Source organism: Marilutibacter maris (genome assembly GCF_006546735.2).
GTDB lineage: Bacteria > Pseudomonadota > Gammaproteobacteria > Xanthomonadales > Xanthomonadaceae > Marilutibacter > Marilutibacter maris.
Genome location: NZ_VICD02000278.1, coordinates 21,091 through 43,153, shown reverse-complemented (window position 1 = coordinate 43,153; position 22,063 = coordinate 21,091). Strand labels below are relative to the sequence as shown.

The window sequence follows — 22,063 nt, the reverse complement described above, 5'->3', positions numbered from 1 at the left end:
TCAACCCGGTCGCGATGGACGAAGGCCTGCGCTTCGCGATCCGCGAAGGCGGCCGCACCGTCGGCGCCGGCGTCGTCGCCAAGATCATCAAGTAAGACCCAGCCTGTCCGCACCCCATGGTGCGGACAGCCGGTCGGGCCCGATGCCCGGCTGAACGGTCGGAGCAGGGGTGTCCCGGGTCGGCGCTTGCGTTGGCCGCGGATAACCCGCTAGAATGCGCGACCACCGCGTGGATCCGCCTTTTTGGCGCCACGCAGCCAGCGAAATGAGGGGCAGGATGCACCTCGTATTCGCCAGACAGGGACATGTCGCGCGGCGTCCGCCGCTCAGGGCCTCCGGGCTTCGAGCGGTGCTGCGCGTTCAGGTATTCCGTCTGGGCGGGCCGGGCAACCGGCCTGCCTTGTTTTTCTAGCAGGAGGCTCCGGAGCGAGGGTGAAGCTCCGGAGTATTGGCTTTTTCAAGGGGTCGGCACACCCAGAGGCCGGCCTGTCGCTCTTTTAACCGAGGAATTCCGTCATGGCGGACCAAAAGATCCGGATTCGGCTCAAGGCGTACGATCATCGTCTGATCGACCGCTCGGCCAGCGAGATCGTCGAGACGGCCAAGAGGACCGGCGCGCAGGTGCGCGGCCCGATCCCGCTGCCGACCAAGATCGAGCGTTACACCATTCTCGTCTCGCCGCACGTCGACAAGGACGCGCGCGACCAGTACGAGACCCGCACGCACAAGCGCGTGCTCGACATCGTCGACCCCAACGACAAGACCGTGGACGCGCTGATGAAGCTCGAGCTCGCGGCTGGCGTCGACGTCCAGATCAAGCTGACCTGAGGCCACCACCATGACCGCGAAGAAGTATTCGTTGGGCATCGTCGGTCGCAAGGCCGGCATGAGCCGCGTGTTCACCGCCGACGGCAAGTCGGTGCCGGTGACCCTCATCGAGGCCACCCCGAACCGCATCACCCAGATCAAGACCGTTGACAGCGACGGCTACAGCGCCGTGCAGGTCACCGCCGGCGTCAAGCGCGCCTCGCTGATCAACAAGCCCGAAGCCGGGCACCTGGCCAAGGCCAAGGTCGAAGCCGGCCGTGGCCTGTGGGAGTTCCGCGTGGCCGACGACCAGATCGGCGGTTTCGAGATCGGCGGCGAGATCAAGGCCGACATCTTCGAGGCCGGCCAGATCGTCGACGTCCAGGGCGTGACCAAGGGCAAGGGCTTCCAGGGCACCATCAAGCGCCACAACTTCCGCATGGGCGACGCGACGCACGGTAACTCGCTGTCGCACCGCGCTCCGGGCTCGATCGGCCAGCGCCAGACGCCGGGTCGCGTGTTCCCGGGCAAGAAGATGTCCGGCCACATGGGCGCCGTGCAGCAGTCCACGCAGGGCCTGGAAGTGGTGAAGGTCGACGCCGAGCGCGGCCTGATCGCCATCAAGGGTGCTGTGCCGGGTGCGCCGGGCGGCGACGTCATCGTGCGTCCGACGAGCAAGGCATAAGGAGAGATGACGATGGAACTCGCCATCAACAACAGCAAGAAGACGTTGTCGGTCTCCGATGCGATCTTTGGCCGTGAGTTCAGCGAAGACCTGGTCCACCAGGTTGTCGTTGCCTACCGCAATGCCGGCCGCGCCGGCACCAAGGCCCAGAAGACCCGCTCCGAAGTCGCCGGCACCACCAAGAAGTCCAAGCGCCAGAAGGGCGGCGGCGCCCGTCACGGCGCGCTGACCGCGCCGATCTTCATCGGCGGTGGCGTGACCTTCGCCGCGAAGCCCCGCAGCTTCGAGCAGAAGGTCAATCGCAAGATGTACCGCGCCGCGATCGCCGCGATCCTGTCCGAGCTGAATCGCCAGGGCCGGATCAAGGTCGTCGAGAGCTTCGATGTCGACGCCGCCAAGACCAAGAGCCTGGTCGCGAAGCTGAAGGAGCTGGAAGTCGGTCAGCGTCCGCTGATCGTCACCGAGGAAGCCACCGAGAACCTGTACCTCTCGGCGCGCAACCTGCCGTATGTCGAAGTCCGTGACGTGCAGGGCCTGGATCCGGTCGCGCTGGTTGGCGCCGACTCGGTCGTGGTCACCGCCGATGCGGTCAAGAAGATCGAGGAGTGGCTGGCATGAACGAGGCCAAGCTCTACACCATCATTCGTGCGCCGCGCGTGTCCGAGAAGACCGCGCGCCTGCAGGAAGTCTCCAACCAATACGTCTTCGAAGTGGCGACGGACGCGACCAAGGCCGACATCAAGGCCGCGGTCGAGAAGCTGTTCGACGTCAAGGTAGAGGCGGTCAACGTCGTGAACGTGAAGGGCAAGAGCAAGGCCTTCCGTTTCCGCATGGGCCGCCGTGCCGACTGGCGCAAGGCGTACGTGAAGCTGGCCGAAGGCCAGTCGATCGATGTGATGGCCACGGCCTGAGGATAGACCCATGGCATTGATGACATTCAAACCCACCTCGGCTGGCCGTCGTTCGGCCGTCCGCGTGGTGACGCCGGGCCTGCACAAGGGTGCGCCGCACGCCGCGCTGGTCGAGAAGAAGAACAAGAGCGGTGGCCGCAACCATCACGGTCGCATCACCACCCGCCACGTCGGCGGTGGCCACAAGCAGCACTACCGCATCATCGACTTCAAGCGCAACAAGGAAGGCATTCCGGCGCGCGTGGAGCGGATCGAATACGATCCCAACCGCACCGCCCACATCGCCCTGCTGTGCTACGTCGATGGCGAGCGTCGCTACATCATCGCTCCGAAGGGCCTGAAGGCCGGCGACCAGGTGATCGCAGGCCGTGACGCCCCGATCCGCGTCGGCAACACCCTGCCGCTGACCAACATTCCGGTCGGTTCGACCGTGCACTGCATCGAGATGAAGCCCGGCAAGGGCGCCCAGCTGGCGCGCGCCGCCGGCGCCGGCGTCCAGCTGGTCGCTCGCGAGCACGGCTACGCCACCCTGCGTCTGCGCTCCGGCGAGATGCGCAAGGTGCCGGCGGAGTGCCGCGCCACCATCGGCGAGGTCGGCAACGACGAGCACAACCTGGAGAAGCTGGGCAAGGCCGGCGCCAAGCGTTGGCGCGGTGTCCGCCCGACCGTTCGCGGTGCGGCCATGAACCCGGTCGACCATCCGCACGGCGGTGGTGAGGCCAAGGCCGGCCAGGGCAATCCGCACCCGGTCACGCCGTGGGGCGTCCCGACCAAGGGTTACAAGACCCGCAAGAACAAGCGCACCCAGCAGTTCATCGTGCGCGATCGCAGGAGCTAATCGGCCATGGCACGTTCACTCAAGAAGGGCCCGTTCGTTGACCACCACCTGATGAAGAAGGTGGAGAACGCGGGCAACAACAAGAAGCCGATCAAGACCTGGTCGCGTCGCTCGATGGTTCTGCCGGAGATGGTGGGTTTCACCATCGCCGTGCACAACGGTCGTAACCACATCCCCGTGCTGGTCAACGAGAACATGGTTGGCCACAAGCTCGGCGAGTTCGCCCTGACCCGGACCTTCAAGGGTCACGGCGGCGACAAGAAGAGCCGCTAAGGAGATGACCATGGAAGCGAAAGCCATCCTGCGCACCGCGCGCATCTCCCCGCAGAAGGCTCGTCTGGTCGCCGACCAGGTGCGTGGCCTGTCGGCCGAGCGCGCCGTCAACCTGCTGAAGTTCTCCGACAAGAAGGCCGCGGGCATGATCCGCAAGGTCGTCGAGTCGGCTATCGCCAACGCGGAGAACAACCAGGGCGCCGACATCGACGAGCTCAAGGTCAAGACCATCATGGTGGACGAGGGTCCGACGCTGAAGCGCTTCATGGCGCGGGCGAAGGGCCGCGGCACCCGCATCCTCAAGCGCACCAGCCACATCACTGTGGTTGTGGGCGCCGGCAAGTAAGGCGGAGTCAGACTAATGGGTCATAAAGTTCATCCGACCGGCATCCGCCTGGGCATTGCCAAGGACTGGAATTCCAAGTGGTTCGCCAACAAGAAGCAGTACGCCGAGTTCCTGGCGTCTGATCTGAAGGTCCGCGAGATGCTTCGCAAGAAGCTCGCGCAGGCCGGTATCTCCCGCATCTTCATCGAGCGTCCGGCCAATAACGCCCGCGTGACGATCCACACCGCCCGTCCGGGCGTGGTGATCGGCAAGCGCGGCGAGGACATCGAGAAGCTGCGCAAGGAAGTCAGCGACCTGATGGGCGTCCCGGCGCACATCAACGTCACCGAGGTCCGCAAGCCGGAGCTCGACGCGCAGCTGGTCGCCGAGTCGATCGCGCAGCAGCTGGAGCGTCGCATCATGTTCCGCCGCGCGATGAAGCGCGCGGTCGGCAATGCGATGCGCCTGGGCGCGCTGGGCATCAAGGTCAACGTCGCCGGCCGCCTCAACGGCGCGGAAATCGCCCGTTCGGAGTGGTACCGCGAAGGCCGCGTGCCGCTGCACACCCTGCGTGCGGACATCGACTACGGCTTCGCCGAGGCGAAGACGACCTACGGCATCATCGGCATCAAGGTGTGGGTCTACAAGGGCGAGATCTTCGATTTCTCCCAGGTCGGCCAGGAGAAGCCGGAAGAAAACTCGCGCGGCGACCGTGGCGAGCGTCCCTCCCGCCCGGCGCGTCCGGCCCGCCAGCCCCGCGAATCGAGGTAAACGACCATGTTGCAACCCAAGCGAACCAAATACCGCAAGGTGCACAAGGGCCGTAACGAGGGCCTGAGCTGGAACGGCAACGCCGTCAGCTTCGGCGAGTACGGCCTGAAGGCCACCGCGCACGGCCAGATCACCGCGCGTCAGATCGAGGCGGCCCGCCGTTCGATCAGCCGTTACGTGAAGCGTGGCGGCAAGATGTGGATCCGCGTGTTCCCCGACAAGCCGATCACCAAGAAGCCGATCGAAGTCCGAATGGGCTCCGGTAAGGGCAATGTCGAGTACTGGGTCGCGCAGATCCAGCCCGGCCGCATGATCTACGAGATCGAGGGCGTCAGCGAGGAAGTGGCACGCGAAGCGTTCCGCCTGGCCTCGGCCAAGCTGTCGGTCACCACCACTTTCGTTACCCGGACGGTGCGCTGATGGAACTCAAGCAACTCCGCGAGAAATCCGCTGACGAGCTGAAGGCCCACCTGGTCGAACTGCACAAGGAGAGCTTCGCCCTCCGCATGCAGAAGGCCACCGGCCAGCTCGCCAAGACCCACGAGGCCCGCCGCGTGCGCCGCGAGATCGCGCGCGTGAACACGCTGCTCGGCCAGAAGAAGTAAGGACCCGCCATGACCGACAACAATACAGAGAAGGCACTGCGCACGGTCGAGGGGCGCGTGGTCAGCAACAAGATGGACAAGACCGTCACGGTGCTCGTCGAGCGCCAGGTCAAGCATGCCCTCTACGGCAAGTACATCCGTCGCTCGACCAAGCTCCACGCCCACGACGCCGACAACGCGTGCAATGAGGGTGACGTCGTTCGCGTGAGCGAATGCGCGCCGATGTCCAAGACCAAGAACTGGCGCGTGGTGCAGATCGTCACCCGCGCGGCCGAATAACCGAGGAGGCTGAATCATGATCCAGATGCAAAGCTACCTCGGGGTGGCCGACAACTCCGGTGCCAAAGAAGTGATGTGCATCAAGGTGCTGGGCGGCTCCAAGCGCCGCTACGCCGGCATCGGCGACATCATCAAGGTGACCGTCAAGGACGCGATTCCGCGCGGCAAGGTCAAGAAGGGCGACGTCTACGACGCCGTCGTCGTGCGTACCCGCAAGGGTGTGCGTCGTCCGGACGGTTCGCTGATCCGCTTCGACGGCAACGCCGCCGTGCTGCTGAACAACAAGCATGAGCCGATCGGTACCCGCATCTTCGGGCCGGTGACCCGTGAGCTTCGTTCCGAGAAGTTCATGAAGATCGTCTCGCTCGCGCCTGAAGTGCTCTGAGCGGAGGAGATAGAGAAATGAACCGTATCCGCAAGGGTGACCAAGTCATCGTCACCGCCGGCAAGGACAAGGGCAAGAAGGGCGACGTGATCCGCGTCGACGGCGACAAGGTCGTCGTTTCGAACGTCAATGTCGTCAAGCGCCACACCAAGCCGAACCCGCAGGCCGGCCAGCCCGGTGGCGTGATCGAGCGCGAGGCGCCGATCCACATTTCCAACGTGATGCTGTTCAACCCGGCCTCCGGCAAGGGTGAGCGCATTGGTTTCAAGGTGCTGGAGGATGGACGCAAGCTGCGTGTGTTCCGCTCCAGCGGTGAGGCGGTTGACGCCTGAGGAATGCCCAAATGACCCGGCTTGAAAAGATTTACAAGGAAGAGGTGGTTCCGGCGCTGACCGAGAAGTTCGGTTACCAGAACCCGATGGAAGTGCCCCGCCTCGTCAAGATCACGCTCAACATGGGCGTCGGCGAAGCCGCCACCAACAAGAAGATCCTCGAGAACGCCGTCGCCGACATGGCCAAGATCACCGGCCAGCAGCCGATCGTGACCAAGAGCCGCGTCTCGGTGGCCTCGTTCAAGATCCGCGACGGCTGGCCGATCGGCTGCAAGGTGACCCTGCGTCGCGCCAAGATGTACGAGTTCCTCGACCGCCTGGTGAACGTTGCGCTGCCGCGCGTTCGCGACTTCCGCGGCGTGTCCGCCAAGTCGTTCGACGGTCGCGGCAACTACAACATGGGCGTGAAGGAGCAGATCATCTTCCCGGAGATCGACTACGACCAGGTCGACGCGCTGCGCGGCATGGACATCGCGATCACCACGACCGCGAAGACCGATGCCGAGGCCCGGGCCCTGCTCGAGGCGTTCCGCTTCCCGTTCCGCAACTGATCCGAGGACACACACCATGGCCAAGACCTCAATGGTCAACCGCGAGATCAAGCGGGCCAAGCTGGCGGCGAAGTACGCCGCCAAGCGCGAAGAACTGAAGAAGGTGATCTCCAGCGAGAATGCCTCCTACGAGGAGAAGCTGGAGGCGGCCGTCAAGCTGCAGAAGCTGCCGCGCGACTCGTCGCCGAGCCGTCAGCGCAACCGCTGCGCCCTGACCGGTCGTCCGCGTGGCGTCTACAGCAAGTTCGGCCTGGGCCGCAACAAGCTGCGCGAAGCCACCATGAAGGGCGACGTGCCGGGCCTGCGCAAGGCCAGCTGGTAACCGCGCAGGCGCCTCCCGCTGAACAGGGGGGGGCGCAAACGCCGGCGAGTTCTGCTAGACTCGCCGGCTTGCCCCGTCCGGGAGGCTCAGGCCGCCCTGGCGGGGTATCGCCGCTTCGGCGGCACCACAACGAAGCACACTGCTGAAAAGCCGCAATCCCGCGGATATCGGTGCTACTCATAAGGTGACATTCCATGAGCATGACTGATCCCATCGCCGACATGCTGGTCCGCATCAAGAATGCGGCGGCTGTCCGCAAGCCGACGGTGAAGATGCCGTCGTCCAAGATCAAGGTCGCGATCGCCCACGTCCTGAAGGATGAGGGCTACATTCTCGATTCCCAGGTCAGCGACCTGGGCAACGGCAAGGCCGAGCTCGAGATCGCGCTGAAGTACTACGAGGGCAAGCCGGTGATCGATCGCCTGGAGCGCTATTCGCGTTCGGGCCTGCGCCAGTATCGCGGCAAGGCCGAGCTGCCGAAGGTTCTCGGTGGCCTGGGCGTTGCCATCATCTCCACCTCGAAGGGCATCATGACCGATGCGCAGGCGCGCCAGCAGGGCGTCGGCGGCGAAGTCCTGTGCTTCGTGGCCTAAGGGAGGAACCGTAATGTCCCGAGTTGCCAAGAAGCCGATCGCCCTGCCGAAGGGCGTCGAACTGAACATCCAGGCCGACAGCGTCGCCGTCAAGGGCCCGAAGGGCACCCTGACGATGGCCAAGCCGGCCGGCGTCGAGATCAAGATCGAGGACGGCCAGGCCGTGCTTTCGGCCGCCGATCCGGCCCAGATCGCGATCACCGGCACCATCCGCGCGATCGTCGCCAACATGGTCAAGGGCGTCTCCGAAGGCTTCGAGCGCAAGCTCGAGCTGGTCGGCGTCGGCTACCGTGCGTCGATGCAGGGCAAGGATCTGAATCTGTCGCTGGGCTATTCGCATCCGATCGTGTTCCCGGCTCCGGAGGGGATCACCATCGCCACCCCGAGCCAGACCGAGGTCGTGGTGCAGGGCGCCGACAAGCAGCGCGTCGGTGAGGTCGCGGCGAAGATCCGTGGCTTCCGTCCGCCGGAGCCCTACAAGGGCAAGGGTGTGAAGTACTCCGACGAAACCATCATCCGCAAGGAAGCCAAGAAGGCCTAACCGGGTCTTCAGCTTTCGAGGAACAGATCATGAAGAAGAACATCGCCCGTCTGCGCCGCGCCAAGTCGACCCGTGCGCACATCCGCGAGCTCGGCGTGCCGCGCCTGTCGGTGCTGCGCACCGGCCAGCACCTGTATGCGCAGGTCTTCACCGCCGACGGTTCCAAGGTCCTGGCCGCCGCCTCGACCACCCAGGCCACCGTCAAGGACGGCCTGAAGAACGGTCGCAACATGGACGCCGCCGCCAAGGTCGGCCGCACCATTGCCGAGAAGGCCAAGGCCGCCGGTATCGAAAAGGTCGCCTTCGACCGTTCCGGCTACCGCTTCCACGGTCGCATCAAGGCCCTGGCCGATGCCGCCCGCGAAGGTGGCCTGCAGTTCTAAGGCTTGAAGCGGCATGGGGGCGACCCCATGCCGTCATTCCACCCGCCGGTACGGGCCGTGCCGGACGCCGCGATGAGTTCTCGTCGTGGCGGAACACCCGAAACGTTGCACAACGATAAGCGGCGACGCCGCAAATTTCTTCAAACACAGGAATTGCAAAGATGGCAGAAGATCGTGCACCGCGGGGTCGTGATCGCGACCGTAACCGCGAAGAGATCGATGATGGGATGGTCGAGAAGCTGATCGCGGTCAACCGCGTCAGCAAGACCGTCAAGGGCGGCCGCCAGTTCACCTTCACCGCGCTGACCGTGGTGGGTGACGGCGAGGGCCGCGTTGGCTTCGGTTACGGCAAGGCGCGCGAAGTGCCGGTCGCGATCCAGAAGTCGATGGAGTACGCGCGCAAGAGCATGGTCAACGTCGACCTGAACAACGGCACCCTGTGGCACCCGGTCAAGTCCGGCCACGGCGCCGCCCGCGTGTTCATGCAGCCGGCTTCCGAGGGTACCGGCGTGATCGCCGGCGGTGCGATGCGCGCCGTGCTGGAAGCGGTTGGTGTGAAGAACGTGCTGGCCAAGGCCGTCGGCTCGCGCAACCCGATCAATCTGGTGCGCGCGACCGTGCGCGGCCTGGCCGAGATGCAGTCGCCGGCCAAGATCGCGGCCAAGCGCGGCAAGAAGGTGGAGGATCTGAGCCATGGCTAAGAAGGGCGAGAACGCTGGCACCGTCAAGGTGCGTCTGGTCAAGGGCCTGCGCGGTTCGCAGGCGCGTCACCGCCTGTCGGTGCGTGCGCTGGGCCTGAACAAGCTCAACGATGTCCGTGAACTGAAGGACAGCCCGCAGGTACGCGGCCTGATCAACAAGGTCCATTACCTGGTGCGGGTGGAGGAGTAATCGTCATGCGTCTGAATACACTCAAGCCGGCTCCCGGCGCACGCACCGAGCGCACCCGCGTCGGTCGCGGTATCGGCTCGGGCCTGGGCAAGACCGCCGGCCGCGGCCACAAGGGCTCGTTCGCCCGCGCGGGCAAGGGCAAGATCAAGGCCGGCTTCGAAGGCGGCCAGATGCCGATGCACATGCGTCTGCCGAAGATCGGCTTCCGCTCGCGCATGGCCAAGGACACCGCCGAGGTGCTGCTGTACCAGCTGGACAAGCTGGAGGCCGGCGAGGTCGATTTCGCCAAGCTGCGCGCCGCCAAGCTGGTTCCGAGCACCGCGAAGAAGGCCAAGATCGTCAAGAAGGGCGAATTGACCAAGGCGTTCGTGCTCAAGGGCCTGCTGGCAACGGCTGGCGCGAAGGCAGCCGTCGAGGCCGCCGGCGGCAAGGTCGAGGAGTAATCGTCCGATGGCGCGTAGCGGCAACGCGATGGCTGGCATGGGCGGCGGGCTCGGTAAGTTCACCGAGCTCCGCCAGCGTCTTCTGTTCGTCATCGGCGCACTGATCGTCTACCGCATCGGCTGCTACATCCCGGTGCCCGGCGTCAATCCCGACGCCATGCTCCAGCTGATGGAAAGCCAGGAAGGCACCATCGTGGACATGTTCAACATGTTCTCCGGTGGTGCCTTGTCGCGCTTCAGCCTGTTCGCGCTGAACGTGATGCCGTACATCTCGGCCTCGATCATCATCCAGTTGCTGGTCAACATGGTGCCGAGCCTGAAGGCCATCCAGAAGGAAGGCGAGTCGGGTCGGCGCAAGATCAACCAGTGGTCGCGGATGGGTGCGATCCCGCTGGCCGTGTTCCAGGCCTGGGGCATTGCGACCGCGCTGCAGGCCGGTGGCGCCAGCCAGGGCATCGCCGTGGTCTACAACCCGGGCCCGGGCTTCATCCTGACCGCGGTGGTCGCGTTGACCGCCGGCACGATGTTCCTGATGTGGCTGGGCGAGCAGATCACCGAGCGCGGCGTCGGCAACGGCATCTCGCTGATCATCTTCGCCGGTATCGTCGCCGGTCTGCCGTCCGCCGTCATCGGCATGTTCCAGCAGATCAACAACGGCGACATGAGTGCGATCACCGCGATCCTGATCGCCGCGATCGTGCTGGGCTTCACCTACTTCGTGGTGTTCGTCGAGCGTGGCCAGCGCCGGATCACGGTGAACTACGCCCGTCGCCAGGGCGGCCGCAACGCGTACATGAACCAGTCGTCGTTCCTGCCGCTGAAGCTGAACATGGCGGGCGTGATCCCGGCGATCTTCGCTTCCAGCATCGTGATGTTCCCGGCCACGGCGGCCAACTGGTTCAGCCAGGGCAGCTCCTCGTCGTGGCTGCTCCAGGTCAGCCAGTGGCTGAACCCGGGCGAGCCGCTGCACATGATCCTGTATGGCGGGATGATCGCGGGCTTTGCGTTCTTCTATACGGCGCTGGTGTTCAATTCGCAGGAAACCGCCGACAACCTGAAGAAGTCGGGCGCGCTGATCCCGGGTATCCGTCCGGGCAAGGCCACCGCCGACTACGTCGACGGTGTGCTGACCCGCCTGACCGCGGCCGGTGCGGCCTACCTGGTGCTGGTCTGCCTGTTGCCGGAGGTCATGCGCAAGGAGCTGAACACCTCGTTCTACTTCGGCGGCACGTCGCTGTTGATCGTGGTGGTGGTGGTGATGGACTTCATCGCGCAGATCCAGGCGCACCTGATGTCGCACCAGTACGAGAGCCTGCTGAAGAAGGCCAACCTGAAGGGTTCGCGGACCGGCCTGCCGGGTCGCTGAGCCTGATCGCCGGCCGGACGCGATGGCGTCCGGTCCGGTTTGCCGCCCGACTGCACCGGCAGTCCGGTGGCCCGCAACACCACCGGCGGGGCCACGGCCCGGCCGAGGCGGCACCATCGGGTGCCGCGCCGACCCGGATTCCCGTCCGGGCACATTGATGGGCGACTCGCGCGGCGGTTCCGGGCGCGGGTGGGTCCAGGCCATACGCGCACCAGAGTAGTGCGCGGGGCCGGGCAGGGCAGAACAGCGCCCCGTCCGGTACAGCCTGGGGCCGTCGCCGGAGCATGGGCACACTCCCCATGCCGGGTCCTGCGTCGCTGTACGGGCGCGGGACTTCCTGAGATGCCGGAATCTTGGTATAATTTCCGATTCACTCCGCCGGGCAGCATCCGCGTCCGGCCGCCAAACCAGTTGGAGATCGCGTTATGGCGCGTATTGCGGGCGTCAATCTGCCCCCTCAGAAGCACGTCTGGGTGGGTATCCAGAGCATCTACGGCATCGGTCGTACCCGTTCGGTCCAGGTCTGCGAAGCAGCCGGCATCGAGAAGTCGACCAAGATCCGAGACCTGTCCGAGCCGGAAGTCGAGCGCCTGCGCGCCGAGATCGGCAAGTACGTGGTCGAGGGCGACCTGCGACGCGAAATCGGCATGTCGCTGAAGCGTCTGATGGACCTGGGCTGCTACCGCGGCCTGCGTCACCGTCGCGGCCTGCCTCTGCGCGGGCAGCGTACCCGGACCAATGCACGCACCCGCAAGGGTCCGCGCAAGGCCATCAGGAAGTAAGGAGCCCATACCATGGCCAAGCCGGCACAAGCCAAGACGAAGAAGAAGATCAAGCGCGTCGTCACCGACGGCATCGCCCACGTCCACGCTTCGTTCAACAACACCATCATCACGATCACCGACCGACAGGGCAATGCGCTGTCGTGGGCGACCTCCGGCGGCGCGGGTTTCCGCGGTTCGCGCAAGTCGACCCCGTTCGCCGCGCAGGTCGCCGCCGAGAAGGCCGGCCGCGCTGCGCTGGACTACGGCGTGAAGTCGCTGGAAGTCCGCATCAAGGGCCCGGGTCCGGGTCGTGAGTCCGCCGTTCGTTCGCTGAACAACGTCGGTTACAAGATCATCAACATCATCGACGTGACGCCGATCCCGCACAACGGGTGCCGTCCGCCGAAGAAGCGTCGCGTCTGAGGAGCTGAAAGAACATGGCTCGTTATATCGGTCCCAAGTGCAAGCTCTCGCGTCGCGAAGGCGCCGACCTCGGTCTGAAGTCGCCGGCGCGTGCGCTCGACTCCAAGTGCAAGCTGGAGCAGAAGCCCGGCCAGCACGGCCCCGTCGCCCGTCGCGGCAAGCTGTCCGACTACGCCAACCAGCTGCGCGAGAAGCAGAAGGTCAAGCGTATCTACGGCCTGCTGGAGCGTCAGTTCCGCAATTACTACAAGAAGGCCTCGACCAAGAAGGGCAACACGGGTGAGAACCTGCTGCAGCTCCTCGAGACCCGTCTGGACAACGTCGTCTACCGCATGGGCTTCGCGGTGACCCGCCCGGCCGCGCGCCAGCTGGTCTCCCACCGCGGCGTCACCGTCAACGGCAAGTCGGTCAATCTGCCGTCGTACCAGGTCAAGGCCGGCGACGCGATCGCGCTGTCCGAGCGTGCCCAGAAGCAGCTCCGCGTGCAGGAGTCGCTGACCGTGGCGCAGCAGATGGACCTTCTCCCGTCCTGGGTCGAGGTCGACAGCAAGAAGTTCAGTGGCGTGTTCAAGGCGGTTCCGGATCGTGCCGATCTGCCGTCCGACATCAACGAAGCGCTGATCGTCGAGCTGTACTCGAAGTAATCCATTTCACGTGCCTCCGGTCCCCCTCCGGAGGCTCGCAGGAGACACCCAAACATGACGGTTACCGCCAATCAGGTGCTGCGTCCGCGCGGTCCCCAGATCGAACGACTCACCGGCAACCGTGCCAAGGTCGTGATCGAGCCGCTGGAGCGCGGCTACGGTCACACCCTCGGCAACGCGTTGCGCCGCGTGCTGCTGTCGTCGATCCCCGGCTTCGCCATCACCGAGGTCGAGATCGACGGCGTGCTGCACGAGTACACCACCGTGGAAGGCCTGCAGGAGGACGTGCTCGAGGTGCTGCTGAACCTCAAGGACGTCGCCATCCGCATGCATACCGGCGAGACCGCGACCCTGGTGCTGAGCAAGCAGGGCCCCGGCGTCGTTACGGCTGCTGACATCAAGGCCGACCACAACGTCGAGATCATCAACACCGATCACGTGATCGCGCACCTGACCAAGGACACCGCGGTCAACATGCGCCTCAAGATCGAGCGTGGTTACGGCTACCAGCCGGCCGCCGCCCGCCGCCGTCCCGACGAGGACACCCGTGCGATCGGCCGCCTGATGCTGGACGCCAGCTTCAGCCCGGTCCGCCGCGTGGCCTACGCGGTCGAGGCCGCGCGCGTCGAGCAGCGCACCGATCTCGACAAGCTGGTCCTGGACATCGAGACCAACGGCACCATCGACGCCGAGGAAGCCGTGCGGACCGCCGCCGACATCCTGACCGACCAGCTGTCGGTGTTCGGCGACTTCACCCAGCGTGACCGCGGCCAGGCCAAGCAGCCGACCGGCGGTGTCGACCCGATCCTGCTGCGCCCGATCGACGACCTGGAGCTGACCGTGCGTTCGGCCAACTGCCTGAAGGCCGAGAGCATCTACTACGTCGGCGATCTGATCCAGAAGACCGAGGTCGAGCTGCTGAAGACCCCGAACCTCGGCAAGAAGTCGCTGACCGAGATCAAGGAAGTCCTCGCCCAGCGCGGCCTTTCGCTCGGCATGAAGCTCGAGAACTGGCCGCCGGCCGGGATCGCGTCGCACGGCATGATGGGCTGAGCAAGGCGATCGCGCGCCACTGGCGCGCGCCTTGCTCGGCGCCCGGCCAGGGACGGCCGGGCAGGACTCTCCGGAGTCGGCAACACCTCGCCAGGGATGGCACCAGCAACAGATCCAGCACGGCTGCACCACAAGCGCAGCCGCTGCTTCCACCGACGGGCGGAAAGCCCGCGCTAGGCCGGTCACGGAAACGACCGGCACGGACCATCCGCAGTCCATTGCTCCAGCGCCTGGATGGCGACAACGAAGTCCAACGATCCAACATTCATCTAGGAAGCCAACGTCATGCGCCACCAGAAATCCGGACGCAAGTTCAGCCGCACCAGCGCCCATCGCGACGCGATGTTCCGCAACATGGCCGCGTCCCTCATCAAGCACGGTCTGATCAAGACCACCCTGCCCAAGGCCAAGGAGCTGCGCCGCGTCGCCGAGCCGCTGATCACCCTGGCCAAGAACGACGGCGTCGCCAACCGCCGCCTGGCGTTCTCGCGCCTGCGCGACAAGGAAGCGGTCGGCACCCTGTTCGTCGAGCTGGGCCCGCGCTACCGCAACCGCCCGGGCGGCTACCTGCGCATCCTCAAGTGCGGTTTCCGCGCTGGCGACAATGCGCCGATGGCCTACGTCGAGCTGGTCGACCGTCCGCAGGTCGCCGAAGCCGTCGAGTAAGTCCTGGCGGCGCGCTTCGCCAGAAGCCGCAAAGATCGCATCGTGAGCCCCGGTTATCCGGGGCTCATGCGTTTTGGGGAAAGCCTGTTGCCGATAGTGGCCCGGTGACGTGCCATCCGGGCTATGGGCAGCGCCGCGTTCAGCCCTTAAGCTGTGGCGCATGAACCGCTCAAAACGCCTCGCCGCCGCATCGTTCCGCAGCCGCTTCCTGTTGGGCTTCCTCGCCTGCGCAGGCTTGATCGGTTTCGCGGTCTATACCCAGTTGCGCGAAGTCAACCCGCTCGAACCCTGCCCACTGTGCATCTTCCAGCGGGTCGCGTTCGCGGCGTTGGGGCTGGCCTTCCTGGTCGGTGGCCTGCATGCGCCGGCGGGCGCCGGCGGACGCCGGGTCTATGGCGTGCTGGCCGGCCTGGCCGGGCTGGCGGGAATCCTGGTCGCGGGCAACCACGTGCGCTTGCAGAACCTGCCGCCGGACCAGGTGCCGGCCTGCGGCCCCGGCCTGGACTACATGCTCGAAGCCATGCCGATCACCGGCGTGATCCGCAAGGTGATGACCGGCTCGGGCGAGTGCGCCAATGTCGACTGGGCCTTCCTCGGGCTGTCGATGCCCGCCTGGAGCCTGATCTGGTTCGTGCTGCTGACCGGCTGGGCCTGCTACGCGGCGTTCCGCCGCAACTGAACCCATCCCGCCCCGGTCCCGGGGCGCGTGCGCCCGCGAGGGCGCCTCGGTTGCCGACGAAACCGTTGCAGTGGCCAGCCGAACGGCGGATGATGGCTTGTCGCAATGCAACAAACCACTGCTGTCATGTCGAGCTCCGAACGCAATATCCAAGCCGTGAAACTCCCGACCGACTGGGCTCCGGATTCCTGGCGCGGCCGCACCGCGCTGCAGTTGCCGACCTATCCGGACGCGGCCGAGCTGGAAGGCGTGCTCGGCGAGTTGCGGGCGTTGCCGCCGCTGGTGACCTCGTGGGAGATCCTCGCGCTCAAGCAGCAGCTGGCCGAGGCCCAGGAGGGCAAGCGCTTCCTGCTGCAGGGGGGCGACTGTGCCGAGACCTTCGACGCCTGCTCGTCGGACGTGATCTCCAACCGACTGAAGGTGCTGCTGCAGATGAGCCTGGTGCTCGTCCACGGCATGCGCAAGCCGGTGGTCCGGGTCGGCCGCTTCGCCGGCCAGTACGCCAAGCCCCGCTCGGCCGATACCGAGACCGTCGACGGCGTCAGCCTGCCCAGCTACCGCGGCGACATGGTCAATGCGCCCGAGTTCAGCGAGGCCGCGCGGCGTCCGGATCCGCGCCGCATGATCAAGGGGCATGCGCGCTCCTCGATGACGATGAATTTCGTCCGCGCCCTGATCGACGGCGGTTTCGCCGACCTGCACCATCCCGAATACTGGAACCTGAGCTGGGTTGGGCACTCGCCGCTGGCCGATGAGTACCGCCGCATGGTCAACGCGATCGGCGATGCGGTGCGCTTCATGGAGACCTTGTCCGGCAGCGAGGTGCACAACCTCAATCGGGTCGATTTCTACACCTCGCACGAGGCGCTGCTGCTGCCGTACGAGGAGTCGATGACCCGGCAGGTGCCGCGCCACTGGGGCTGGTTCAACCTCAGCACCCATTATCCGTGGATCGGCATGCGTACCGCCGCGGTCGACGGCGCCCATGCCGAGTACTTCCGCGGTCTGCGTAATCCCATCGCATTGAAGGTCGGGCCCTCGGTCACCCCGGACCAGTTGCTGAAGACGATCGACCTGCTCAACCCCGAGGACGAGCCGGGCCGGCTGACCTTCATCCATCGCATGGGCGCGACCGGCATCGCCGACAAGCTGCCCGCGTTGCTGGATGCGGTGCGTCGCGACGGGCGCCGGGTGCTGTGGGTCTGTGATCCCATGCACGGCAATACCGAGAGCACCACCAACGGCTACAAGACCCGACGCTTCCGCAACATCCGCAGCGAGCTGGAACAGGCGTTCGAGCTGCATGCCGCGGCCGGTACCCGTCTGGGGGGCGTGCACCTGGAGCTGACCGGCGAGGACGTGACCGAATGCCTGGGCGGTGCCCGCGAGCTGACCGAGAGCGACCTGGAGCGTGCCTACAAGTCGACCGTCGATCCGCGCCTGAACTACGAGCAGGCGCTGGAAGTGGCGATGCTGATCGTGCGCAAGCAGTCCCAGCTCGGCACGCCGACCAGTGCCTGAGCCGGTGCCGGGAGCGGTTCCCGGCCGGCTTTCCCGATGACCTGTGGACCGGCGGCGCTCAGCCGCCGGTTTGCTTTGCGTCCGCTCCAGCTCCCGATGCCGTGCCGGCGTCGAACGGCAGGGTCGGCAGGAACCGCGGCGCGGTGCGGGCGCGGGTCTGCTGCTCGAAGGCGTGGGCGAGTCCGATCAACCGGGCCTCGCTCCACGCAGGCCCCATGAACACGATACCGACCGGCAAACCGTGCACGTCGCCCATCGGCACGGTCACGCTGGGGGTGCCGGCGACCGCGGCGACGCCGTAGCCGGCGCCAAGGAAATGATCGCCGTTGACCAGGTCGATCGGCCAGGCCGGCGATACCGCCGGCGCGATGATGGCGTCGAGCTGGTGCTCGGCCAGGGTCGCGTCGATGCCCTCGGCGCCCGCGAGGCGCCGCGCCGCGATCCGCGCTTCGATGTAGGCCTCGTCGTCCAGCGGGCCGGCGCTTTGGGCCCGCTCGAACAGCTCCTGGCCGAACCAGGCCATCTCGGTGTCGGCATGTTTGCGGTTGTACTCGATGAGTCCGGCCAGGTCGCGGACCGGGGCCTGGCCGTTGCCGAGGTAGCGACCGACGCCGTGCTTGAACTCGTGCAGCAGCACCACCAGCTCCGCCTCCTGCCACTGGCCGTCGGTAGCGATGGCGACGTCGACCAGCTCGGCCCCGGCCTTGCGCAGTGCCTCCAGGTTGCGCTCGAACACCGCGTCCACGCCGTCGTGGTAACCCGAGGCGCTGCGCAACACGCCGATCCTGGCGCCCAGGAGGCTGCCGGCGTCGAGGCGCGCGTGGTAGTCGAAGATGGCGCGGCCGGTGCTCTCGGCGGTGCGCACGTCGCCCTCGTCGCGGCCGACCATCGCCGACAGCATCACCGCGGCGTCGGCGACCGTGCGCGCCATCGGCCCGGCGGTGTCCTGGCTGCTGGAGATCGGCACGATGCCGCCGCGACTGATCAGGCCCACGGTCGGCTTGATGCCGACCAGCCCGGCGACCGCCGAGGGGCAGATGATGCTGCCATCGGTCTCGGTGCCGACCCCGGCCGCGGCCAGGCTGGCGGCGATCGCGCTGCCGGTGCCGGAACTGGAGCCGCAGGGCGAGCGGTCGAGCACGTAGGGGTTGCGGGTCTGGCCGCCACGCGCGCTCCAGCCCGAGCTGGAGCGGGTCGAACGAAAATTGGCCCACTCGCTGAGGTTGGTCTTGCCCAGGATCACCGCGCCGGCCTCGCGCAGGCGCTGGACCAGGAAGGCATCGCTGCGCGGACGGTGCTCGGCCAGCGCGTTGGAGCCGGCCGAGGTGACCATCGGGGTCGCATCGATGTTGTCCTTGAGCAGGACCGGGATGCCGTGCAGGGGGCCGCGGATGCGGCCTGCGGCGCGCTCGGCGTCGCGTGCGGCGGCTTCCTCCAGCGCTTCCGGATTGAGTTCCAGCACCGCGTTGAGCATCGGTCCGGCATCGTCGATCGCGGCGATCCGATCCAGGTAGGCCTGGGTCAGCGTGGCGCTGGTCAACTTGCCGTGGCCCATCCGGGTCTGCAGTTCGGCGATGCCGACCTCGCCGAAGGCGAAGTCGCCGGTCGGCCGAGTGTCATCGCCGGCGGCACCGGCGTGCTCGCCGCGGTCGGCGGTCGTTCCAGTGGTGCTCGGGCCAGTATCGTCCGTGGCGCGCTGGCATGCGGTCAGACCGATGAGCAACGCAGCCAGAGGCAGATACACCCGTGGGAGATACAGACGCATGGCGATTCCCCGATCGCGAAAAGCGCCATCGAGCATATGCGATCGTCGGCGGTCGATACTGTGGGCGAGTTCGCGGGCGGGGCGAACGGTCGCCGGAGCGGGGTGTGCGGCATGTCCGCCATCCCGGCGCGGGGAAACTGCGCTCGGCTCAGGGCGACATCGCCGCCAGGCCGGCGATGCCCAGGGCATAGAGCGCGAGTACGCAGAGCGAGTCGACGCCGACTCCCAGTCGACGCCGGGCGTCGCGTCGCGCCATGCCGGCGAGATAGCACAGGGTAAGCAGCAGGCCGAGCGCGCCCAGGTACAGATCGCTGCCGCCCAGCTGCGGCAGGACCGCCTGCCCCGACAGCAGCGCGGCGAGCACCAGCAGCACCGGCAGGAATGCGTTGCCGCCGAAGATGTCGCTCATCGCCAGTTGCCAGCGCCTGAGGCGGATCGACTCCAGGCCGCTGGCGACCTCGGGGATGGCGGTCGCCGCGGCCAGGATCGTGGCCGCGAACACCGCGCCGCTCATGCCCAGGTCCTCGGCGATCGCGTCCCCGCTCAGCTCCAGCGCCACGCCGGCGACCAGGGTCGCCAGTGAGGCGATTGCGAAGTGCAGCAGGCAGCGTCGAAGCCCCGGACGGGCCCGGGGCGGTGTCGCGTTGGCCGCGTCGGCCGGCGTCGCCTGCGGCCGCGACAACCGTCGCATGCCGAGCAGGGCGGCGAACCAGGCGGCGACGATCAGCAGCCCCGGCACGCTGAGGCCGGCGACCTGCGGCGGCGATTCCCAGACATGCCCGAGCAGGACCAGGCCGAGCATCGCCACGACCAGGGCGGCTTCCAGTTTCAGCTGCGGCGACCCGGCCAGCGCCGACAGTGGCGCGCCCTCGCGGCGCGCGGCGAAGTCCAGCGCCACCAGTACCACGGTCTGGATCGCGACCCCGCCGAGCAGATTGCCGATCGCGACCTCGACGCGGCCCTGCAGCGACGCGCTGGCGGTGATCGCGATTTCCGGCAGGTTGGTGACGATGGCCAGCAGCACCATGCCGCCGATCGCCTCGCCCCAGCCGAACGCCTCGTCGAGTCGATCGGTGGTGCGCGAGAGCACGGTGCCGGCGCGCCACACCACCGCCGCGGCCAGCGCGAACAGCAGGCAAAGAAATGGCAGCGGGAGATCGCTCACGCTGCCATTCTAGGGTGCCGCCGGGCGGGGAAGCTCAGGCCGCGCGCGAGGCCCGCTTGCGATCGCTTTCGGTCAGGAACTTCTTGCGCAGGCGGATCTCCTTCGGGGTGATCTCCACCAGCTCGTCGTCCTCGATGAAGTCCAGGGCCTGCTCCAGCGAGAACTTGATCGCCGGGCTCAGCGCGATGGCGTCGTCCTTGCCCGAAGCGCGCATGTTGGTCAGCGGCTTGGGCTTGATCGCATTGACGGTCAGGTCGTTGTCCTTGGAATGGATGCCGACCAGCTGGCCCTCGTACACCGAGTCGCCCTCGGCGGCGAACAGCCTGCCGCGGTCTTGCAGCGGTCCCAGCGAGTAGGCGGGGGTGGTGCCGGCGGCATTGGCGATCATCACGCCGTTGATGCGCTTGGCGATCGCACCCTGTTCCTTCGGTCCGTAATGGTCGAACACGTGGAACAGCAGGCCCGAGCCCTGGGTCAGGGTCTTGAACTCGTTCTGGAAGCCGATCAGGCCGCGCGCCGGGATCATGTACTCCAGGCGCACGCGACCCTTGCCGTCGGGCTCCATGTTCTTCAGCTGGCCCTTGCGGGTGCCGAGCTTCTCCATCACGCCGCCCTGGTGGATCTCCTCGACATCGATCACCAACTGCTCGATCGGCTCCATCAGCTGGCCGTCGATTTCCTTGATGATCACCTCGGGGCGCGACACCGCCAGCTCGAAGCCCTCGCGGCGCATGTTCTCGATCAGCACCGACAGGTGCAGTTCGCCGCGGCCGGAGACCAGGAACTTGTCGGCGTCCTCGAGCTGCTCGACCCGCAGCGCGACGTTGTGCACGGTCTCGCGTTCGAGGCGGTCCTTGATCTGGCGGCTGGTCAGGAACTTGCCGCCCGACAGGTCCTTGTTGCCGGCGAACGGCGAGTTGTTGACCTGGAAGGTCATCGAGATCGTCGGCTCGTCGACGGTCAGCGCCGGCAGCGCCTCGGGGGTGTCGAGGGCGCAGACGGTATCGGAGATGGTCAGCTCCTGGATGCCGGAGATGGCGACGATGTCGCCGGCCTGCGCGCTGTCCTGCTCGATCCGCTCCAGGCCCAGGAAGCCCAGCACCTGCAGCACCTTGCCCTGGCGCTTCTTGCCTTCGCGATCGATCACCGAGACCGGCATGTTCTTCTTCAGGGTGCCGCGCTGGATCCGGCCGATGCCGATCACGCCGACGAAGTTGCTGTAATCCAGCTGGCTGATGCGCATCTGGAAGGGACCGTCCGGGTCCACTTCAGGCATCGGCGCGTGCTGCATGATCGCTTCGTACAGCGCGGTCATGTCGCCCGAGCGGACGCTGTCGTCGAGGCTGGCGTAGCCGTTCAGCGCCGAGGTGTAGACGATCGGGAAGTCGAGCTGCTCATTGGTCGCGCCGAGCTTGTCGAACAGGTCGAAGACCTGGTCGATCACCCAGTCGGGGCGCGCGCCGGGACGGTCGATCTTGTTGACCACCACGATCGGCTTGAAGCCCATCGCGAAGGCCTTCTGGGTCACGAAGCGGGTCTGCGGCATCGGCCCGTCCATCGCGTCGACCAGGATCAGCACGGTGTCGACCATCGACAGCACGCGCTCGACCTCGCCGCCGAAGTCGGCGTGCCCGGGGGTGTCGACGATGTTGATCCGGTTGCCGTTCCAGGTGATGGCGGTGTTCTTGGCCAGGATCGTGATGCCACGCTCCTTTTCCTGGTCGTTGCTGTCCATCACCCGCTCGGCGAGGACGGTGCGCTCGGACAGGGTGCCGGACTGCTTGAGCAGCTGGTCGACGAGGGTGGTCTTGCCATGATCGACGTGGGCGACGATGGCGATATTGCGCAGGCGTTCGACGGAGTTGGATGCGGACATGCGGAAAGGACGCCGGCGAAGGCATCAGGCTCGCGGAGGGAAGCCGACCATTATATCCGCCAAATGTGGCAATGGTCATATGAATGCGCGGTTTCCGGTTCCGGCTGCGGTATTCTAGGCGGTCCGCATTCAGCATTCCGCCCGCGGAACCGGTGTTCATCGTTTGTCGACCCGGGTTGGCGGACTCTGGAGCTTTCCCCCCGGGC

33 protein-coding genes are annotated in these 22,063 nt (G+C 66.5%); 30 read left to right on the top strand and 3 right to left on the bottom strand.

All coding sequences use genetic code 11. The features are described from left to right. The 30 genes from FKV24_RS15995 to FKV24_RS15850 all read left to right on the top strand — a co-directional run. On the top strand, window positions 1-95 hold a 95-nt coding region (locus FKV24_RS15995; protein WP_017171215.1), incomplete at its 5' end, for an EF-Tu C-terminal domain-related protein. A gap of 421 nt (window positions 96-516) precedes the next feature. Continuing rightward, the gene (gene rpsJ, locus FKV24_RS15990) at window positions 517-828 is read left to right on the top strand and encodes a 30S ribosomal protein S10 (protein ID WP_027070119.1); all 312 of its coding nucleotides are present in this window, start codon (window positions 517-519) and stop codon (window positions 826-828) included. Between the two features lie 10 nt (window positions 829-838). Further along, window positions 839-1,492 carry a 50S ribosomal protein L3 gene (gene rplC, locus FKV24_RS15985; protein ID WP_111267079.1) on the top strand — a complete coding sequence of 218 codons (654 nt, stop codon included), beginning with the start codon at window positions 839-841 and terminating at the stop codon, window positions 1,490-1,492. 12 nt (window positions 1,493-1,504) lie between these two features. After that, entirely contained in the window at window positions 1,505-2,110 is a 606-nt protein-coding gene (gene rplD, locus FKV24_RS15980) for a 50S ribosomal protein L4 (protein WP_111267078.1), read from the top strand. Further along, window positions 2,107-2,403: a 50S ribosomal protein L23 gene (gene rplW, locus FKV24_RS15975; RefSeq protein WP_111267077.1), complete on the top strand. Its 297-nt coding sequence runs from the start codon at window positions 2,107-2,109 to the stop codon at window positions 2,401-2,403. Before rplD ends, rplW begins: the two co-directional genes overlap by 4 nt. Before the next feature lie 10 nt (window positions 2,404-2,413). Further along, a complete protein-coding gene (gene rplB / locus FKV24_RS15970; protein ID WP_111267076.1) occupies window positions 2,414-3,241 on the top strand; it encodes a 50S ribosomal protein L2 in 828 nt (275 codons plus the stop codon). Between the two features lie 6 nt (window positions 3,242-3,247). Next, a complete protein-coding gene (rpsS, locus tag FKV24_RS15965) occupies window positions 3,248-3,514 on the top strand; it encodes a 30S ribosomal protein S19 (protein WP_111267075.1) in 267 nt (88 codons plus the stop codon). A gap of 10 nt (window positions 3,515-3,524) precedes the next feature. Then, on the top strand, window positions 3,525-3,860 hold the full coding sequence (gene rplV, locus FKV24_RS15960; protein WP_111267074.1) for a 50S ribosomal protein L22: 336 nt from the start codon (window positions 3,525-3,527) through the stop codon (window positions 3,858-3,860). A gap of 15 nt (window positions 3,861-3,875) precedes the next feature. Beyond that, window positions 3,876-4,610: a 30S ribosomal protein S3 gene (gene rpsC / locus FKV24_RS15955; protein ID WP_111267073.1), complete on the top strand. Its 735-nt coding sequence runs from the start codon at window positions 3,876-3,878 to the stop codon at window positions 4,608-4,610. Between the two features lie 6 nt (window positions 4,611-4,616). Beyond that, entirely contained in the window at window positions 4,617-5,030 is a 414-nt protein-coding gene (gene rplP, locus FKV24_RS15950) for a 50S ribosomal protein L16 (protein ID WP_111267072.1), read from the top strand. Continuing rightward, window positions 5,030-5,215: a 50S ribosomal protein L29 gene (rpmC, locus tag FKV24_RS15945; protein WP_111267071.1), complete on the top strand. Its 186-nt coding sequence runs from the start codon at window positions 5,030-5,032 to the stop codon at window positions 5,213-5,215. The genes rplP and rpmC overlap by 1 nt, the downstream gene beginning before the upstream one ends. 9 nt (window positions 5,216-5,224) lie before the next feature. Next, window positions 5,225-5,494 (top strand): 30S ribosomal protein S17, encoded by a 270-nt coding sequence (gene rpsQ, locus FKV24_RS15940; RefSeq protein WP_111267070.1) that lies wholly within the window; start codon window positions 5,225-5,227, stop codon window positions 5,492-5,494. A 16-nt stretch (window positions 5,495-5,510) separates the two neighbouring features. Then, window positions 5,511-5,879 carry a 50S ribosomal protein L14 gene (gene rplN, locus FKV24_RS15935; protein ID WP_111267069.1) on the top strand — a complete coding sequence of 123 codons (369 nt, stop codon included), beginning with the start codon at window positions 5,511-5,513 and terminating at the stop codon, window positions 5,877-5,879. Between the two features lie 17 nt (window positions 5,880-5,896). Beyond that, the gene (gene rplX / locus FKV24_RS15930) at window positions 5,897-6,211 is read left to right on the top strand and encodes a 50S ribosomal protein L24 (RefSeq protein WP_111267068.1); all 315 of its coding nucleotides are present in this window, start codon (window positions 5,897-5,899) and stop codon (window positions 6,209-6,211) included. Window positions 6,212-6,222: 11 nt separating this feature from the next. Next, window positions 6,223-6,762, top strand: a complete 540-nt coding sequence (gene rplE, locus FKV24_RS15925) for a 50S ribosomal protein L5 (RefSeq protein ID WP_111267067.1) — start codon at window positions 6,223-6,225, stop codon at window positions 6,760-6,762. A 16-nt stretch (window positions 6,763-6,778) separates the two neighbouring features. Beyond that, window positions 6,779-7,084, top strand: a complete 306-nt coding sequence (rpsN, locus tag FKV24_RS15920) for a 30S ribosomal protein S14 (RefSeq protein ID WP_111267066.1) — start codon at window positions 6,779-6,781, stop codon at window positions 7,082-7,084. Between the two features lie 194 nt (window positions 7,085-7,278). Beyond that, a complete protein-coding gene (gene rpsH, locus FKV24_RS15915) occupies window positions 7,279-7,677 on the top strand; it encodes a 30S ribosomal protein S8 (protein ID WP_111267065.1) in 399 nt (132 codons plus the stop codon). A 13-nt stretch (window positions 7,678-7,690) separates the two neighbouring features. Next, complete coding sequence (gene rplF, locus FKV24_RS15910) at window positions 7,691-8,218, top strand: 50S ribosomal protein L6 (protein ID WP_141483075.1); 528 nt, start codon at window positions 7,691-7,693, stop codon at window positions 8,216-8,218. 29 nt (window positions 8,219-8,247) lie between these two features. Further along, window positions 8,248-8,601: a 50S ribosomal protein L18 gene (rplR, locus tag FKV24_RS15905; protein WP_111267063.1), complete on the top strand. Its 354-nt coding sequence runs from the start codon at window positions 8,248-8,250 to the stop codon at window positions 8,599-8,601. Between the two features lie 161 nt (window positions 8,602-8,762). Beyond that, window positions 8,763-9,302, top strand: a complete 540-nt coding sequence (gene rpsE, locus FKV24_RS15900) for a 30S ribosomal protein S5 (RefSeq protein ID WP_111267062.1) — start codon at window positions 8,763-8,765, stop codon at window positions 9,300-9,302. Next, on the top strand, window positions 9,295-9,492 hold the full coding sequence (rpmD, locus tag FKV24_RS15895; protein ID WP_111267061.1) for a 50S ribosomal protein L30: 198 nt from the start codon (window positions 9,295-9,297) through the stop codon (window positions 9,490-9,492). Before rpsE ends, rpmD begins: the two co-directional genes overlap by 8 nt. Next, window positions 9,492-9,935 (top strand): 50S ribosomal protein L15, encoded by a 444-nt coding sequence (rplO, locus tag FKV24_RS15890; protein WP_170288341.1) that lies wholly within the window; start codon window positions 9,492-9,494, stop codon window positions 9,933-9,935. Before rpmD ends, rplO begins: the two co-directional genes overlap by 1 nt. Before the next feature lie 28 nt (window positions 9,936-9,963). Beyond that, entirely contained in the window at window positions 9,964-11,301 is a 1,338-nt protein-coding gene (secY, locus tag FKV24_RS15885) for a preprotein translocase subunit SecY (protein ID WP_407067524.1), read from the top strand. A gap of 425 nt (window positions 11,302-11,726) precedes the next feature. Continuing rightward, complete coding sequence (gene rpsM / locus FKV24_RS15880; RefSeq protein WP_111267058.1) at window positions 11,727-12,083, top strand: 30S ribosomal protein S13; 357 nt, start codon at window positions 11,727-11,729, stop codon at window positions 12,081-12,083. A gap of 12 nt (window positions 12,084-12,095) precedes the next feature. Continuing rightward, the gene (gene rpsK / locus FKV24_RS15875; RefSeq protein ID WP_036212595.1) at window positions 12,096-12,488 is read left to right on the top strand and encodes a 30S ribosomal protein S11; all 393 of its coding nucleotides are present in this window, start codon (window positions 12,096-12,098) and stop codon (window positions 12,486-12,488) included. A gap of 14 nt (window positions 12,489-12,502) precedes the next feature. Beyond that, window positions 12,503-13,132 (top strand): 30S ribosomal protein S4, encoded by a 630-nt coding sequence (gene rpsD, locus FKV24_RS15870; protein WP_111267057.1) that lies wholly within the window; start codon window positions 12,503-12,505, stop codon window positions 13,130-13,132. A gap of 54 nt (window positions 13,133-13,186) precedes the next feature. Then, window positions 13,187-14,185 carry a DNA-directed RNA polymerase subunit alpha gene (locus FKV24_RS15865; RefSeq protein WP_141483074.1) on the top strand — a complete coding sequence of 333 codons (999 nt, stop codon included), beginning with the start codon at window positions 13,187-13,189 and terminating at the stop codon, window positions 14,183-14,185. A gap of 285 nt (window positions 14,186-14,470) precedes the next feature. Beyond that, entirely contained in the window at window positions 14,471-14,851 is a 381-nt protein-coding gene (gene rplQ / locus FKV24_RS15860) for a 50S ribosomal protein L17 (protein WP_111267055.1), read from the top strand. Window positions 14,852-15,011: 160 nt separating this feature from the next. Then, window positions 15,012-15,530, top strand: a complete 519-nt coding sequence (locus FKV24_RS15855; RefSeq protein ID WP_111267054.1) for a disulfide bond formation protein B — start codon at window positions 15,012-15,014, stop codon at window positions 15,528-15,530. Between the two features lie 126 nt (window positions 15,531-15,656). Further along, complete coding sequence (locus FKV24_RS15850; protein WP_111267053.1) at window positions 15,657-17,051, top strand: class II 3-deoxy-7-phosphoheptulonate synthase; 1,395 nt, start codon at window positions 15,657-15,659, stop codon at window positions 17,049-17,051. A 58-nt stretch (window positions 17,052-17,109) separates the two neighbouring features. Here the strand turns inward: FKV24_RS15850 and FKV24_RS15845 are convergent, their stop codons facing one another. The 3 genes from FKV24_RS15845 to typA all read right to left on the bottom strand — a co-directional run bounded on the left by FKV24_RS15845 (window position 17,110) and on the right by typA (window position 21,857). Continuing rightward, window positions 17,110-18,816 (bottom strand): amidase, encoded by a 1,707-nt coding sequence (locus FKV24_RS15845; protein ID WP_141483073.1) that lies wholly within the window; start codon window positions 18,814-18,816, stop codon window positions 17,110-17,112. 148 nt (window positions 18,817-18,964) lie between these two features. After that, window positions 18,965-19,981 carry a sodium:calcium antiporter gene (locus FKV24_RS15840; RefSeq protein WP_111267051.1) on the bottom strand — a complete coding sequence of 339 codons (1,017 nt, stop codon included), beginning with the start codon at window positions 19,979-19,981 and terminating at the stop codon, window positions 18,965-18,967. A 34-nt stretch (window positions 19,982-20,015) separates the two neighbouring features. Further along, a complete protein-coding gene (typA, locus tag FKV24_RS15835) occupies window positions 20,016-21,857 on the bottom strand; it encodes a translational GTPase TypA (RefSeq protein WP_111267050.1) in 1,842 nt (613 codons plus the stop codon). Window positions 21,858-22,063: the final 206 nt, after the last annotated feature.